Annotated in this window: 12 protein-coding genes, 4 tRNA genes and 3 rRNA genes; 5 read left to right on the top strand and 14 right to left on the bottom strand. The window is 41.5% G+C overall.

What is annotated here, in order from left to right:
- Positions 1-131 precede the first annotated feature (131 nt).
- Entirely contained in the window at positions 132-317 is a 186-nt protein-coding gene (locus tag D9780_RS19715; protein WP_121641246.1) for a hypothetical protein, read from the top strand.
- Between the two features lie 108 nt (positions 318-425).
- On the opposite strand, the gene D9780_RS19710 is transcribed toward D9780_RS19715, so the two are convergent.
- Both D9780_RS19710 and D9780_RS21260 read right to left on the bottom strand, forming a co-directional pair.
- Complete coding sequence (locus tag D9780_RS19710) at positions 426-797, bottom strand: LysM peptidoglycan-binding domain-containing protein (protein ID WP_162985944.1); 372 nt, start codon at positions 795-797, stop codon at positions 426-428.
- Between the two features lie 50 nt (positions 798-847).
- Positions 848-1,081 (bottom strand): hypothetical protein, encoded by a 234-nt coding sequence (locus D9780_RS21260; RefSeq protein ID WP_162985943.1) that lies wholly within the window; start codon positions 1,079-1,081, stop codon positions 848-850.
- A gap of 159 nt (positions 1,082-1,240) precedes the next feature.
- On the opposite strand from D9780_RS21260, the gene D9780_RS21745 reads away from it, so the two are divergent.
- On the top strand, positions 1,241-1,690 hold the full coding sequence (locus D9780_RS21745; RefSeq protein ID WP_121641244.1) for a tyrosine-type recombinase/integrase: 450 nt from the start codon (positions 1,241-1,243) through the stop codon (positions 1,688-1,690).
- A gap of 67 nt (positions 1,691-1,757) precedes the next feature.
- On the opposite strand, the gene tnpA is transcribed toward D9780_RS21745, so the two are convergent.
- Positions 1,758-2,189, bottom strand: coding sequence for an IS200/IS605 family transposase (tnpA, locus tag D9780_RS19700; RefSeq protein WP_121641243.1), 432 nt, complete (start codon positions 2,187-2,189; stop codon positions 1,758-1,760).
- A gap of 86 nt (positions 2,190-2,275) precedes the next feature.
- Here tnpA and D9780_RS21740 point away from each other — a divergent pair, with 86 nt between their 5' ends.
- Entirely contained in the window at positions 2,276-2,503 is a 228-nt protein-coding gene (locus tag D9780_RS21740; protein ID WP_162985942.1) for a tyrosine-type recombinase/integrase, read from the top strand.
- A 113-nt stretch (positions 2,504-2,616) separates the two neighbouring features.
- On the opposite strand, the gene D9780_RS19690 is transcribed toward D9780_RS21740, so the two are convergent.
- From D9780_RS19690 to D9780_RS19655, 8 genes are all read right to left on the bottom strand, one after another.
- Positions 2,617-2,689 (bottom strand) — tRNA-Thr (locus D9780_RS19690).
- Between the two features lie 6 nt (positions 2,690-2,695).
- Positions 2,696-2,770: transfer RNA gene (locus D9780_RS19685), tRNA-Asn, on the bottom strand.
- 70 nt (positions 2,771-2,840) lie between these two features.
- Positions 2,841-2,956, bottom strand: a 5S ribosomal RNA gene (gene rrf, locus D9780_RS19680).
- A 157-nt stretch (positions 2,957-3,113) separates the two neighbouring features.
- Positions 3,114-6,033 (bottom strand): 23S ribosomal RNA (locus D9780_RS19675).
- 243 nt (positions 6,034-6,276) lie between these two features.
- A tRNA-Ala gene (locus D9780_RS19670) sits at positions 6,277-6,349 on the bottom strand.
- Between the two features lie 19 nt (positions 6,350-6,368).
- Positions 6,369-6,445: transfer RNA gene (locus D9780_RS19665), tRNA-Ile, on the bottom strand.
- A 139-nt stretch (positions 6,446-6,584) separates the two neighbouring features.
- A 16S ribosomal RNA gene (locus D9780_RS19660) occupies positions 6,585-8,149 on the bottom strand.
- Together the 16S, 23S and 5S rRNA genes with 4 tRNA genes alongside form the textbook arrangement of a ribosomal RNA operon.
- 465 nt (positions 8,150-8,614) lie before the next feature.
- Entirely contained in the window at positions 8,615-8,836 is a 222-nt protein-coding gene (locus D9780_RS19655) for a hypothetical protein (protein WP_073012091.1), read from the bottom strand.
- Between the two features lie 996 nt (positions 8,837-9,832).
- Here D9780_RS19655 and pdaB point away from each other — a divergent pair.
- Complete coding sequence (gene pdaB, locus D9780_RS19650) at positions 9,833-10,591, top strand: polysaccharide deacetylase family sporulation protein PdaB (RefSeq protein WP_121641241.1); 759 nt, start codon at positions 9,833-9,835, stop codon at positions 10,589-10,591.
- A 234-nt stretch (positions 10,592-10,825) separates the two neighbouring features.
- On the opposite strand, the gene D9780_RS19645 is transcribed toward pdaB, so the two are convergent.
- Positions 10,826-11,464 (bottom strand): KinB-signaling pathway activation protein, encoded by a 639-nt coding sequence (locus D9780_RS19645; protein WP_073012082.1) that lies wholly within the window; start codon positions 11,462-11,464, stop codon positions 10,826-10,828.
- Positions 11,465-11,688: 224 nt separating this feature from the next.
- On the opposite strand from D9780_RS19645, the gene gerD reads away from it, so the two are divergent.
- The gene (gene gerD / locus D9780_RS19640) at positions 11,689-12,327 is read left to right on the top strand and encodes a spore germination lipoprotein GerD (protein ID WP_121641240.1); all 639 of its coding nucleotides are present in this window, start codon (positions 11,689-11,691) and stop codon (positions 12,325-12,327) included.
- Between the two features lie 292 nt (positions 12,328-12,619).
- Here the strand turns inward: gerD and D9780_RS19635 are convergent, their stop codons facing one another.
- On the bottom strand, positions 12,620-13,678 hold the full coding sequence (locus tag D9780_RS19635; protein WP_073012076.1) for an Mrp/NBP35 family ATP-binding protein: 1,059 nt from the start codon (positions 13,676-13,678) through the stop codon (positions 12,620-12,622).
- A 128-nt stretch (positions 13,679-13,806) separates the two neighbouring features.
- On the bottom strand, positions 13,807-14,547 hold the full coding sequence (cwlD, locus tag D9780_RS19630; protein ID WP_121641239.1) for an N-acetylmuramoyl-L-alanine amidase CwlD: 741 nt from the start codon (positions 14,545-14,547) through the stop codon (positions 13,807-13,809).
- Between the last annotated feature and the right edge of the window lie 345 nt (positions 14,548-14,892).

Here is a 14,892-nt window from a genome sequence, read left to right as displayed (position 1 = left end):
CATTCAAAAATAGAGTTGGAAACAAAATATAGAAAAAATAGATATTTGTATAATTTTTTTGTAAAAAAAAGGGTTTTATGGGACTTTTGTCTAATATATAATGTAATCGCGTTTTAGAGGGAGGAACTATTTTGGACTTGATGGGCATAGTTAAAATAATGCTAGGGATAATTCTTTTAGCTTTTATAGTCATTACGATTAGAAAAGTACAAAAAAAGGGAACTTATGAATATGATGGTAATGATGGGCTTCTTTTATTTTTGATTGTATTTGAAATGATTGCATTACCAGTCTGGGGATATTTATTATCACTTTAACTGGGGAAGTAGACGCATTCGACTATTTAATTTATCCTGGATAAACAAGATAAGGATACCCACTCCCCAATTTTAAGTATAACCCCTCAATTAAGAAGGGCTTTTTCATTATTTAACCCGCAATTTCTGTCCAACGTAAATTTTATTTGGATTAGAAAGGTTATTCCAGTTTTGAATTTGTTTCTGAGTACTACCGTATTTAAAAGCTAATTCACTAACCGTGTCACCACTTTTAACCGTATGATATTTCGCAATCGATTTCCTGGCAGTAGAACCTGTTACTTTGATTTTCTGGCCAACATAGATTTTATTCGGGTTCTTTATTCCGTTGATCTGCGTTAGCTTTGCTACTGTTGTTCCGTAACGTTTTGCAATTCCGCTTAATGTGTCGCCAGATTTAACTACATATACTTTTGATGTACTTTCCTTTTTGTTACTAGATTTTTTAGGAGATTGCTTAACGTCCGCGAAGTAAGACAACGATTTATAGCTAATAATACGGTTTAAGTCTAAGTTTCCTGCGTAACCGTCTAATCGACCGCAGTCTGTGTATTGATGTAGGTCACATTTAAATTTTGGTTTGCTTGAACAGTTTTCACCCAATTCCGAAAAATGTGGTGTTTACTTTTTGGATCCATTAGTCGATTTAACACCATAGCAAATATAGCCTCATCATAACGAGAAGCCACTTCAGCATCGTCCATAAGTTTACAAAGCAAACGACCCAGGCCTATTTTATCCCATAGTTTACGAAACAAGTACACTGGCCCGAACTCCTTTAGTAATATGCAAAAAATTTAGCATATTACTAAAGGAAAGTACAGTGGGAATGCTGAAGATATATGTAAAAAACATCTCAATTTTGGTGGGAATAAAGTGGTAATTTACAAAAATTTGAATACGAGGAAGCGCCAGTATATAGCCTGGAAGAAACCATTGAGTTATTAAAATGTCTCAATAAAGAAAGTGAAGTCCCCCACTGGCAAATTGCAATAAAACTCGCCATAACTGCTGGACTAAGGAGATCAGAACTTTTTGGGATAGATCTAAAAAAGCATATAGATTTAGATAATGGTATTCTACATGTTAGACAAGCATTAACTTATTCCAAACAAAAAGGGTTACAATTTCATGAAATTAAAAAAGGAAATAGACAAGCTAGGAAAAGAGATATTTATTTATCAAAATCCTTACTTAAACCTATAGAAAAATTGATTGCTATACGAAATAAAGAACGCCTTGCTTCAAATAATTACTGGAATGCAGAAAGATGTTTATTGCTTTGTGATGAAAACGGAAAACCTTTTAACCCTAGTTCCTTAAACGACCACCTGCTAAAGCAGGTGGATTTAGACATAAATGTCGACGACTAAAGTCGTTTCCCAGGCTAAAGTCCTGCTCAAAGGCCTTAGCTAAAGCATCCTCAAAGCTAGACTAAACTCATTCTTCTATCCTGAATATTTCGTCCTTACCTTCATTGAATTGATTTGCTATATAATTTCTTATTATTTCTTCCGTTACCGTTCCTACGGTGGCACAAAAATATCCTCTTGCCCACAAGTGCTGCCCCCAATATTTCTTTTTAAGTTCTGGAAACTCATCCTGCAATAATCTCGATGATCTTCCTTTTAGATACTGCAATATTTTACTTGGGGCAATACTTGGAGGACAAGATAATAATAAATGAATGTGGTCTTTCCCAACACTTCCTTGCAATATGGTAATTCCTCTGGCTTCACAACCTTGTCTTATCAAATCACGCACTCTCACCGCTATACGCCCGCCCAAAACCTTATATCTATACTTTGTCACCCATATGACATGATACTTAATATCATACACAGCATGACTATTTTTTCTATATCCTTCCATACTTTCACCTCTTCACTTAGTATGGACAAAAAAGATGTGGAGTTAGACCACGCATTTGTAAGTTAAAGAATTGGTGGAAACATTTCTTGAATCGCCATAACCTCACATACATTAAAATACACTCACTTAGGCATACATCTGCCAGCATTCTTATTAACAAGGGTATAGACGCTAAACCAATACAAGAAAGATTAGGTCACTCCGACATTCAAACAACAATTAATATTTATAGTCATCTTTATAAAGAAATAAATCACATTGTTTCTGAACAACTAGACAATATTCTGCAATTAAATGATGTTAAGAACCAGTAAAAAATCAATATAAATTACTTTAAACAACGAATTGGTCGGCAAAAATGCCACAAAAAAACATAGGCTTCTACTCTCGTTAGAGTAAAAGCCTATGATATCAACGTTTATAAGAGAGCTTCCAAGCGGACTTGAACCGCTGACCCCCACCTTACCATGGTGGTGCTCTACCGACTGAGCTATGGAAGCGTTAAATGGCTCCACAGGTAGGATTCGAACCTACGACCGATCGGTTAACAGCCGATTGCTCTACCACTGAGCTACTGTGGAATAATGAAAAAATCATGCTTTATTATACCACACAATGAAAAAACAAACACAAAAATATGTATAGTAAAAAGCCTGGCGGCGTCCTACTCTTGCAGGGACAAAGTCCCAACTACCATCGGCGCTGGAGAGCTTAACTACTGTGTTCGGCATGGGAACAGGTGTGACCTCTCCGCCATTACTACCAGGCAAAGTTGCTATCTGTTATGTTGTGCTTCAAAGAGGCACAAATCTTATTATAATCGTTTTTATGAAAAAATCAAGATCTTTGTTGAAAAAAGTCATTTTTTCCTTGTTACCTTGAAAACTAAATAAGAGATCATTCAACGTACATCTACCAAAAAGGTTAGTTAAGTCCTCGATCTATTAGTATTCGTCAGCTCCACGTGTCACCACGCTTCCACCTCGAACCTATCAACCTCATCATCTCTGAGGGATCTTACTCACTTATAGTGATGGGAAGTCTCATCTTGAGGGGGGCTTCATGCTTAGATGCTTTCAGCACTTATCCCTGCCACACGTAGCTACCCAGCTATGCTCCTGGCGGAACAACTGGTACACCAGCGGTGTGTCCATCCCGGTCCTCTCGTACTAAGGACAGCTCCTCTCAAACCTCCTGCGCCCACGACGGATAGGGACCGAACTGTCTCACGACGTTCTGAACCCAGCTCGCGTACCGCTTTAATGGGCGAACAGCCCAACCCTTGGGACCGACTACAGCCCCAGGATGCGATGAGCCGACATCGAGGTGCCAAACCTCCCCGTCGATGTGAACTCTTGGGGGAGATAAGCCTGTTATCCCCGGGGTAGCTTTTATCCGTTGAGCGATGGCCCTTCCATGCGGAACCACCGGATCACTAAGCCCGACTTTCGTCCCTGCTCGACTTGTAGGTCTCGCAGTCAAGCTCCCTTCTGCCTTTACACTCTGCGAATGATTTCCAACCATTCTGAGGGAACCTTTGGGCGCCTCCGTTACCTTTTGGGAGGCGACCGCCCCAGTCAAACTGCCCGCCTGACACTGTCTCCGGACCGGATTACGGCCCTGGGTTAGAAGGTTCGTACAGCCAGGGTGGTATCCCACGGTTGCCTCCACGTAAGCTAGCGCTCACGCTTCGATGGCTCCCACCTATCCTGTACAAGCTGTACCAACATTCAATATCAGGCTACAGTAAAGCTCCACGGGGTCTTTCCGTCCTGTCGCGGGTAATGCGCATCTTCACGCATAGTATAATTTCACCGGGTCTCTCGTTGAGACAGTGCCCAAGTCGTTGCACCTTTCGTGCGGGTCGGAACTTACCCGACAAGGAATTTCGCTACCTTAGGACCGTTATAGTTACGGCCGCCGTTTACTGGGGCTTCGGTTCTACGCTTCGCACCGAAGTGCTAACGCTTCCCCTTAACCTTCCAGCACCGGGCAGGTGTCAGCCCCTATACTTCGCCTTTCGGCTTCGCAGAGACCTGTGTTTTTGCTAAACAGTCGCTTGGGCCTATTCACTGCGGCTCCTCCTTAAAGGAGCACCCCTTCTCCCGAAGTTACGGGGTCATTTTGCCGAGTTCCTTAACGAGAGTTCTCCCGCTCACCTTAGGATTCTCTCCTCGCCTACCTGTGTCGGTTTGCGGTACGGGCACCTATGAACTCACTAGAGGCTTTTCTTGGCAGTGTGAAATCCGGAACTTCGGTACTCTATTTCCCTCCCCATCACAGCTTGAAATTGTCGAACGGATTTGCCTATCCGACTTTCTCACTGCTTGGGCGCACACGTCCATCGGTGCGCATTCCTTATCCTACTGCGTCCCCCCATCGTTCAAACGTTCATGAGGTGGTACAGGAATATCTACCTGTTGTCCATCGCCTACGCCTTTCGGCCTCGGCTTAGGTCCCGACTAACCCTGAGAGGACGAGCCTTCCTCAGGAAACCTTAGGCATTCGGTGAAAGAGATTCTCACTCTTTTTTCGCTACTCATACCGGCATTCTCACTTCTAAGCGCTCCACCAGTCCTCACGATCTGACTTCACAGCACTTAGAACGCTCTCCTACCATTGTTCGTAAGAACAATCCGCAGCTTCGGTGATACGTTTAGCCCCGGTACATTTTCGGCGCAGAGTCACTCGACCAGTGAGCTATTACGCACTCTTTAAATGGTGGCTGCTTCTAAGCCAACATCCTGGTTGTCTGGGCAACTCCACATCCTTTTCCACTTAACGTATACTTTGGGACCTTAGCTGGCGGTCTGGGCTGTTTCCCTTTCGACTATGAACCTTATCACCCATAGTCTGACTCCCAAGGATAAGTAGCTGGCATTCGGAGTTTGACTGAATTCGGTAACCCGATGAGGGCCCCTAGTTCAATCAGTGCTCTACCTCCAGTACTCTTTCCTTGAGGCTAGCCCTAAAGCTATTTCGGAGAGAACCAGCTATCTCCGTGTTCGATTGGCATTTCACCCCTACCCACACCTCATCCCCGCATTTTTCAACATACGTGGGTTCGGGCCTCCAGTCAGTGTTACCTGACCTTCACCCTGGACATGGGTAGATCACACGGTTTCGGGTCTACGACCGCATACTATATTCGCCCTATTCAGACTCGCTTTCGCTACGGCTCCGTGTCTTCCACTTAACCTTGCATACGATCGTAACTCGCCGGTCCATTCTACAAAAGGTACGCCGTTACCCATTAACGGGCTTCGACTACTTGTAGGCACACGGTTTCAGGTTCTATTTCACTCCCCTTCCGGGGTGCTTTTCACCTTTCCCTCACGGTACTGGTTCACTATCGGTCACTAGGGAGTATTTAGCCTTGGGAGATGGTCCTCCCGGATTCCGACGGAATTCCTCGTGTTCCGCCGTACTCAGGATCCACTCCGGAGGAGATTCTTTTTCGATTACAGGGCTGTTACCTTCTTTGGCCGACCTTTCCAGATCGCTTCATCTAAAGATTCTCTTGATAACTCCAATGGAGTGTCCTACAACCCCAGAAGGCAAGCCTTCTGGTTTGGGCTAATTCCGTTTCGCTCGCCGCTACTTGGGAAATCGCGTTTGCTTTCTCTTCCTCCGGGTACTGAGATGTTTCAGTTCCCCGGGTATGCCTCTTCTACCCTATGAATTCAGATAGAAGTACTGCTCCATTACGAGCAGCGGGTTCCCCCATTCGGAAATTCCTGGATCGATGTCTACTTACGACTCCCCAGGACATATCGGTGTTAGTCCCGTCCTTCTTCGGCTCCTAGTGCCAAGGCATCCACCGTGCGCCCTTATTCACTTAACTAATCTTACAATTTTATCTATGAATAAGCATATTGCTTTTCAGCTTTTGGTTTTCTAGCTTCAGCTCATAGCGATTAGCATGACTTCCTTCCTCTTCGTACGATAAGTCAACATCGATTCACTTACGTTCATCGTGTTTCCTTTATCTCCTACGAGTCAGTCCAGTCTGTACATCGCTAAACATTCGCTTCCGCTTTTGGTTTGATGTCGTTGTTACTCTTATTTAGTTTTCAAGGTACAAAAATGGAGCCTAGCGGGATCGAACCGCTGACCTCCTGCGTGCAAGGCAGGCGCTCTCCCAGCTGAGCTAAGGCCCCGTATACTTAATTATTCAGATGGTGGGCCTGAGTGGACTTGAACCACCGACCTCACGCTTATCAGGCGTGCGCTCTAACCAGCTGAGCTACAGGCCCATCCTCTAACTATAATATAGAATGATACAATACTATTCCATCACTCTCTCAAAACTGAACCAAACAACCAAGCATGTCTTCCGTATAATCCAGCTCAAACGTTACTAACATAACATTTCAACCTTCTATAATTCCTTAGAAAGGAGGTGATCCAGCCGCACCTTCCGATACGGCTACCTTGTTACGACTTCACCCCAATCATTGGTCCCACCTTCGGCGGCTGGCTCCAAAAGGTTACCTCACCGACTTCGGGTGTTACCAACTCTCGTGGTGTGACGGGCGGTGTGTACAAGACCCGGGAACGTATTCACCGCGGCATGCTGATCCGCGATTACTAGCGATTCCGGCTTCATGCAGGCGAGTTGCAGCCTGCAATCCGAACTGAGAATGGTTTTATGGGATTTGCTTGGCCTCGCGGCTTCGCTGCCCTTTGTTCCATCCATTGTAGCACGTGTGTAGCCCAGGTCATAAGGGGCATGATGATTTGACGTCATCCCCACCTTCCTCCGGTTTGTCACCGGCAGTCACCTTAGAGTGCCCAACTAAATGCTGGCAACTAAGATCAAGGGTTGCGCTCGTTGCGGGACTTAACCCAACATCTCACGACACGAGCTGACGACAACCATGCACCACCTGTCACTCTGTCCCCGAAGGGAATGCCCTATCTCTAGGGGTGTCAGAGGATGTCAAGACCTGGTAAGGTTCTTCGCGTTGCTTCGAATTAAACCACATGCTCCACCGCTTGTGCGGGTCCCCGTCAATTCTTTTGAGTTTCAGCCTTGCGGCCGTACTCCCCAGGCGGAGTGCTTAATGCGTTAACTTCAGCACTAAGGGGCGGAAACCCCCTAACACCTAGCACTCATCGTTTACGGCGTGGACTACCAGGGTATCTAATCCTGTTCGCTACCCACGCTTTCGCACCTCAGCGTCAGTTACAGACCAGAGAGTCGCCTTCGCCACTGGTGTTCCTCCACATCTCTACGCATTTCACCGCTACACGTGGAATTCCACTCTCCTCTTCTGTACTCAAGTCCTCCAGTTTCCAATGGCCCTCCACGGTTAAGCCGTGGGCTTTCACATCAGACTTAAAGGACCGCCTGCGCGCGCTTTACGCCCAATAATTCCGGACAACGCTTGCCCCCTACGTATTACCGCGGCTGCTGGCACGTAGTTAGCCGGGGCTTTCTGGTTAGGTACCGTCAAGGTGCCAACCTATTTGAATGGCACTTGTTCTTCCCTAACAACAGAGTTTTACGATCCGAAAACCTTCATCACTCACGCGGCGTTGCTCCGTCAGACTTTCGTCCATTGCGGAAGATTCCCTACTGCTGCCTCCCGTAGGAGTCTGGGCCGTGTCTCAGTCCCAGTGTGGCCGATCACCCTCTCAGGTCGGCTACGCATCGTTGCCTTGGTGAGCCTTTACCTCACCAACTAGCTAATGCGCCGCGGGCCCATCTGTAAGTGACAGCATATGCCGCCTTTTAACATTGCGTCATGCGACGCTTTGTTTCATCCGGTATTAGCCCCGGTTTCCCGGAGTTATCCCAGTCTTACAGGTAGGTTGCCCACGTGTTACTCACCCGTCCGCCGCTCGTTCCACAAGCGTCACTCCCGAAGGAGATCTGCTTGCTTCCCGCGCTCGACTTGCATGTATTAGGCACGCCGCCAGCGTTCGTCCTGAGCCAAGATCAAACTCTCCATAAAAGTTTGTGATGATGAACACCGTTCTTCATCATTCTTAGCTGCTGAGATTTCTCTCAGTTTATTCCTTAAGAAAAAACAGGGTTTGTTTTTCCTTGACATACTGGTTGTTTTGTTCAGTTTTCAAAGAGCGATTTTTTATCTGTCGTTTTTTGCGACAAGATATAATTTATCATGTTTTCAAGTGATTGTCAACAGTTTTTTTGAAAATATTTTTCTCGTTTTCTCTGTTGATTTGTCGTTTAATGACAACAGAATTTACTATAGCATATATATTTTAAATTAGCAATAGGGAAAACTATTTTTTTGTTTTAACATATACAAACTTCCCCTAATTCTTACACAGTGTACCCTTCTTATACCTCATACAGTGCCTCACTCGTCCATACATTACTATAATGATAATATCCTCTCTTCACTGCCGATTAGAGATCTAGTAGAAAAGAAAGCTACTGAATTTAACGCTTATTAATTATTTAAAGTTTTTTTTGGCATGTATTTCAAACACTCTTTTTCATTAGCTACTCTGCGAAATAACTGAAATAACATTTGGTATCTTTCACGCATAGAGTCTTTTACTATTTTATCTATTCGAGAATCCTCTAAATCCATTAATAGCTCTTCCAACTCTCGTCTGATTAAATATTCCAGTTCCCTTTGCTCTATGTTATTAATTAGTAATCCTAACATGTTTGCACCGCCTTCATCGTTATTATAATTCTAGTTATTTTCTGTTTTTCAGTCTTTCCTACTCCTTTAAAAACATACAAACAGGTATATAAAATTATTCGCAAACTATCTCGAATTATGTCGGTTTTTAATCATTATTTTACTAATTTATTTGAACAGAGTTGCTGATTTGAAAGATACATGCTGGATAATCCTGATGGCTAAAAGCTTTAAATACCCTATTTCATAAGAGACTTAAGTGAATGAAAAGCCTCCCACTTGTTGAAGACTCACTTAATTAACTAGGTACATTCAACAATAAAGTTGATTCGTTACACAAGGTTCGATTCTTAATGAATATAAACCTTTATACAACCATTATGATGTAACTTAGTAACTAGTCTCTAGTAAGAAAATAATTTTCTTATGTTATAGCGTTCCTTTAACAATAGTTTTCACGCAAGTATCTATTTATCCTATTTCAAAAATAAATCATGCCTGAAATTAGTTAGCATATCTTACGAATCTTAAAATAAATCTCATTTAGTGGAGCTACTTCTACAAAAACGTATTGAGGTATTTTCTATTAAAAGACGTGGCTAATCGCCAAGTCTTTATGAAATTTTCTCTCGTAATATTATAGGCTTTTCATTTCTATACTATTGCATAGTTGAAATAAATGAGTTCTTAAATCTCGTATGACTACATACCTTTTAGTAATGTTCTTTTATAACATATAACCTGCATCGTCCTTTTCATTTTACGTGGACAAGCCATCATACTTTTGCAAATGCTGAAACGCCATGACGCAGATTCATTCACCTGTTTACTTTCTTGTAATGCCAAATGGCTTATCGTCGATTTTCATCAGAGCCAAGCACGAATACAGACCACATGTATTGTGGAATTGGAACATTCCTTACTTGTGGCGGAGCAAAAGTGGAAATAAACCATAAATGGGCTATGCGTGTTATTTCGCAATTCTGCAAAATAAAATGCTAAGAGGGAGGAAAGATTGTGGAACATTTTTATGTATGGCGTTTCAATAAGTGGAAGCGGTGGTTAACTGTAGCTGTTTTTGCTCTATTTACAGCAACATTTTTATGGTTAGAGTGGAACGGGGAATTTACGGTTTTCTCCAACAAGGAACCTTCAGCTATGTCAAAAGGAAACGCAAACGAAAATAATATTGCCCTAACCTTTAATATTAGCTGGGGAGAAGAACGCGTTCATGATATTCTAAAAGAACTAAAAGAAGAAGGTGTACAAGCAACTTTTTTTATAAGTGGAGAGTGGGCAGAAAGACATCCGTCTATTGTTGAAAAAATCACGGAAAACAAACATGAATTAGGAATGCTTGGTTATCGCTATAAAAGTTATTTGGATAGAGACTTGGACACGGTAAAAAAAGATTTGCAAAAAGCCCAAGAAGTTTTTGGTAAATTAGGGTATGAAGATGTACGTTTATTACGGCCCCCTAACGGTCATTTTAATAAAGAAATTATTGAAACAGCTGAGAATATGGGATATAACGTCATTCACTGGAACGTGAATCCAAACGATTGGAAAAACCCTGGCTCAGATACAATTGTAGATGATATCATGAAACAAACCACTAATGGAGATATTGTTTTGCTACATGCTTCTGATTCTGTCAAACATACAGCGAAAGCGCTAGAAACTATTCTACCTGGCTTGAAAAACAAAGGGTTTTCGTTTGTTTCTATGACTGAACTAATAAATCAAGCACACGCTAGCACTGAATTCGTTGACTAATTACCAATTCAAGAATTTGGGCTAGCATTCTGGCTATTTTTATTAGAAATAAGTTTTGCTTATACTTATGAAACCTTAAAAATGTAATATCTTCCTAAAGTGTAAAAAATTAAAAATGCGTCGACAAAATGATCGGCGCATTTTTATTTTGTTTCACTGTTTTTTGCACAAGTAGACACCTACAACACGGATATTACGAAATTGCATCCTAGCTTGTATCTCGCCCAAAGCGAGTTATGCCTTCTTTTTTTTCGTAGTTGTTTTAGATACATCCTGCTTTTGAGGCTTACTCGGATTAATGCGATGAAGTACCAGCAATTGATATGTGTTACAAGCTAACAACGGAATGATCATTAACCAAGCATAATCCGTACCTTCCGTCCGCAATCCTGGCACCCATTCGACCGTTGTTATCACTACCATTAGAAATAAAGCAGGAATAAATGCTTGCTTATTCGTTTCCTTTGCTTTAATCGTCGCAACAATCCAGCCATAGACTAATATAGCTAAAGCCATAAGCATATACCAATAGATAGCCACCTCCCCTTTTGTAGCTTGATATGGAAAATAAATCAAATCAAACAATACAAATGCAATGAGAAGTACTTGTACGGTTGGCCAAAAAGAACGAAATAATCCTAGCCCAAAGCGATTAATAAACAAGTATGCAAAAAAACCAGTCTGACTAACTACACTAAATACAAGGCCTAACCCTATAAAAAAGATAAGTAGCCCTAATAACTCCATCCAATTCATTGGATTAAGAATAGCTGCGTAGTCTTCTGCTTTTACAAAAAAGCTTGTAATAAGCCCTGCTAAACCACCTATTAGCAATGTTTTAAAAAAGAAATTGACTAATTTTCTCGTGTTCAACGTCCCATCCCCCTATATATGTAACGTTTCTGTCTATATTTTTCACCGTCACGCAAAGTTTTTATAGATATACATCATCTCCCCTTATGGAGAACGAAGCACTTTATCTACAACAAAACCCTCCTCCCGTATTCTACCATGAAGTAACCGGTTTTTCCTTACGAAACGAATATTTTTCATGGTATTCACACACATTAAAACAGAGAAGAAAGGAGGATTTCCAATTGAAAACTAATCGATTCAAAATCCTTGGCATCGTTGCCATTGTTTCTTTCATAGTTATTAGTGGCTGTACCGATGGAAATACCTCGGACAAAGAAGGAGATTATGATACAACAAAGAAAATGGTTGTTGATATATTACAAACGGAAGAGGGTAAAAAGGCAATTCGTGAATTAATGACCGATGAAAAGTTGAAACAGGAGCTAGTTCTGGACTCTGACGTTGTTAAAAAATCAATTAATGAGGCACTCGTATCAGAAAAAGGAAAACAGATGTGGACGATCTTATTTCAAGATACCGACTTTGTAAAAGAATATACAAAATCAATGCAAGAAGAACATATGAAGCTTATGAAGCGGCTAATGAATGATGCAGATTACCAAAAACAGATGCTTGAATTATTACAAAACCCAGAAATGACAGACCAAATGCTTCAAGTAGTAAAAAGCCAACAATTTCGAGAGCATCTTGAAGAAACGATTCAACAAACGCTAGAAACACCGCTTTTCCAAGAAAAAATGCAAGAGACATTATTAAAAGCAGCTGAGAAGCAAGGAAAGCAATTAAAGGAAGAGAGTAAAGACGAAGAAGGTGAAGGCGGTAGCGATGGAGGTACAGCTGAATCAGATGGTGGTGGCTGACACGGCTAACACTATCCTCCTTCTACCACGAACATTGACACACGGTCATAACAGGTATAAGCGTAAACTTTAAAGCCACGTTTTGATGTCTGCGACTTTTCTATTACGTATCCCCTTTTATGGCCCAATACAACTCGAATAGCAAACCGTATTAGAAAAACTTGACTTATTGTGAGATTTTTCTAGCTGAAAGACGCTGTCGTTTTTCTTATACTATCAGCCTTTAAAGCTTTATTAGTGCAAAAAGACGTCTCAGGGGCACTCACGCTATTCCCGAGACGTCATGTAATTGTCACGCTTCTAATTGCGCCACTATTTTAGCAGCGATCTTATGATAAGCTTGTCCAATTGGATGATCTTGCTGATAAATAGATGGAGCAAATACGTCCTCTTCTTCATAAGGCTGCTGCAACGGCAACTGGCCAAGTACTTTTGTTTTTAACACTTCTGCCAACTTCTTGCCACCACCTTGTCCAAACACGTACTCTTTCTCGCCTGTAAGTTGACTTTCAAAATAAGCCATATTCTCAATGACACCTAGAATTTCATGCTCCGTTTTTAACGCCATCTGGCCAGCACGAGCGGCTACAAATGCTGCTGTAGGGTGAGGTGTAGTCACGACGACTTCCTTACAAGATGGGAGTAATTCATGGACGTCCATTGCGATATCGCCCGTTCCAGGTGGTAAATCAAGCAATAAATAATCGAGATCTCCCCACTCCACTTCCTTAAAGAAGCTATTTAACATTTTTCCAAGCATCGGCCCACGCCAAATAATTGGTGAATTATCTTCTACAAAAAATCCCATAGAAATAACTTTTACACCAAAACGTTCCACTGGAATAATTTTTTCAGCACGAACCTTTGGACGTTCCTCCACGCCCATCATATCGGGAACACTAAAACCATAAATATCGGCATCAATAATGCCTACTTTTTTCCCTAAACGCATGAGCGACATCGCTAAATTAACCGTTACCGTCGATTTACCAACACCGCCTTTTCCACTGGAAACAGCGATAAATTTCGTGCCGCTGTTACCACCCATTAATGCAGCTTCTTGCTCCTTTTCAACGGCAGGTTGGTATTTCTTAATCACATCATCTGGTAATTGTTCAAATCGTAAACCAACCGTTGTCGCTCCGTTTTTCTTCAAAATCCCAACAATTTCTTGTTGCAGTTGCATCTGTTCAGCAGTGTTTGTTTTTGCGATAGCGACTTTTACACTTACATGTTTCTTTTCTTCTTTAATATTTACTTCCTTTACGCCTTCCGTTTCTTCTAGCGATATATGTAAAAAAGGATCTTTTACAGAGTTAAGCAGTTGAATTACTTCTTCCTTTGTTAACATTGAATCACCATCCCTTTGTAAATGCATACATCGACAGTATAACATAAAACAGACGATCCTTCAGTTCATGGGCTTGTTGAATTAAAACAAGCCCGTATGTACGAAAAAGTGGTGACTCTTATTTGTAATTAAAGTTCATCCTCCCCTTCCTCTGCCTTTATTTCCTCCGTAGCATACCGCAAAATTCCTTTATAAATGCTCGCAGCTACTTTCTGTTGGTAATCCGTATCTTTTAATAATTCTCGCTCTTCAACGTTAGATAAAAAGCCTATTTCTACAAGTGCACCAGGCGTCTCTGCGTACTTTAGTAAATAGACATTGTTAATGGCTAGAGCTGCACGATTGGTATTTTCTAAATTACGAATAAACTCTGCCTGAATCATTTCTGCCAAATGCTTATTTTCAACCTTTTGGGGGTTATAAAATGTCTGCGCCCCTCTCCATTTGGTTGAAGGTAGTGCATTTAAGTGCAAAGAAATAAATAAATCTGCTTCTTGTTCATTGATGAACGACAATCGATTTCGAATATCCTCTGATTTTCGTTTCGATAACCCTTTTACATTCTCAGAAGCAAGATCCCTATCTGTTTCTCGCGTTAAATACACGATTGCTCCCACTTGCTGTAAATACTTTTGCAACTTCTTAGAGACTTCTAGCGAAATATCCTTTTCCTGTGTATCATCCTTACCAACAGCTCCGCCATCAGGCCCTCCATGTCCTGGATCAATTACAATCGTCTTTCCAGATAAGGGTAAGGAAAAAGAAGATCCTACATTAAGTGATAGCTGATTTTTAATTGGTAGTTGAATAAGATAACCTAATATAAATACACCCACCAGCCATAATACGATTTGATACCTCCGCTTCAAATACTTCCCCCCTTTTTTTCATTATGCAGCTCCTTCAACTCCCATCCAAAAGAAGAACAGACTCTACTAAGTCTCCCTATAGTTCTAAAACAGAGCACAAAGGAAAAGATACTTTGTCCATGCTTTTCAATCTTTATTAGTAAATAATTTATGTTATTCTAATCTATGAGACATGCCTTGCATTTATGTCTATGACTAGAAATATTATCTAGGGCTCGTTTACAATTCGATCTTTCGTGGTATATTAAAGAAATACATAAAGCGAAATATCAATGAGTGGCGATTTTCTTTCTACTGACTGTTAAGGGAAAGAAATACCGATTGACATGCTGTGATCTCCCACTT

This window comes from Virgibacillus sp. Bac330 (assembly GCF_003667845.1).
Classification (GTDB): domain Bacteria; phylum Bacillota; class Bacilli; order Bacillales; family Amphibacillaceae; genus Virgibacillus; species Virgibacillus chiguensis.
Note: the sequence above shows the minus strand (reverse complement) of the source record. Positions and strands in the feature narration are given on the sequence as shown.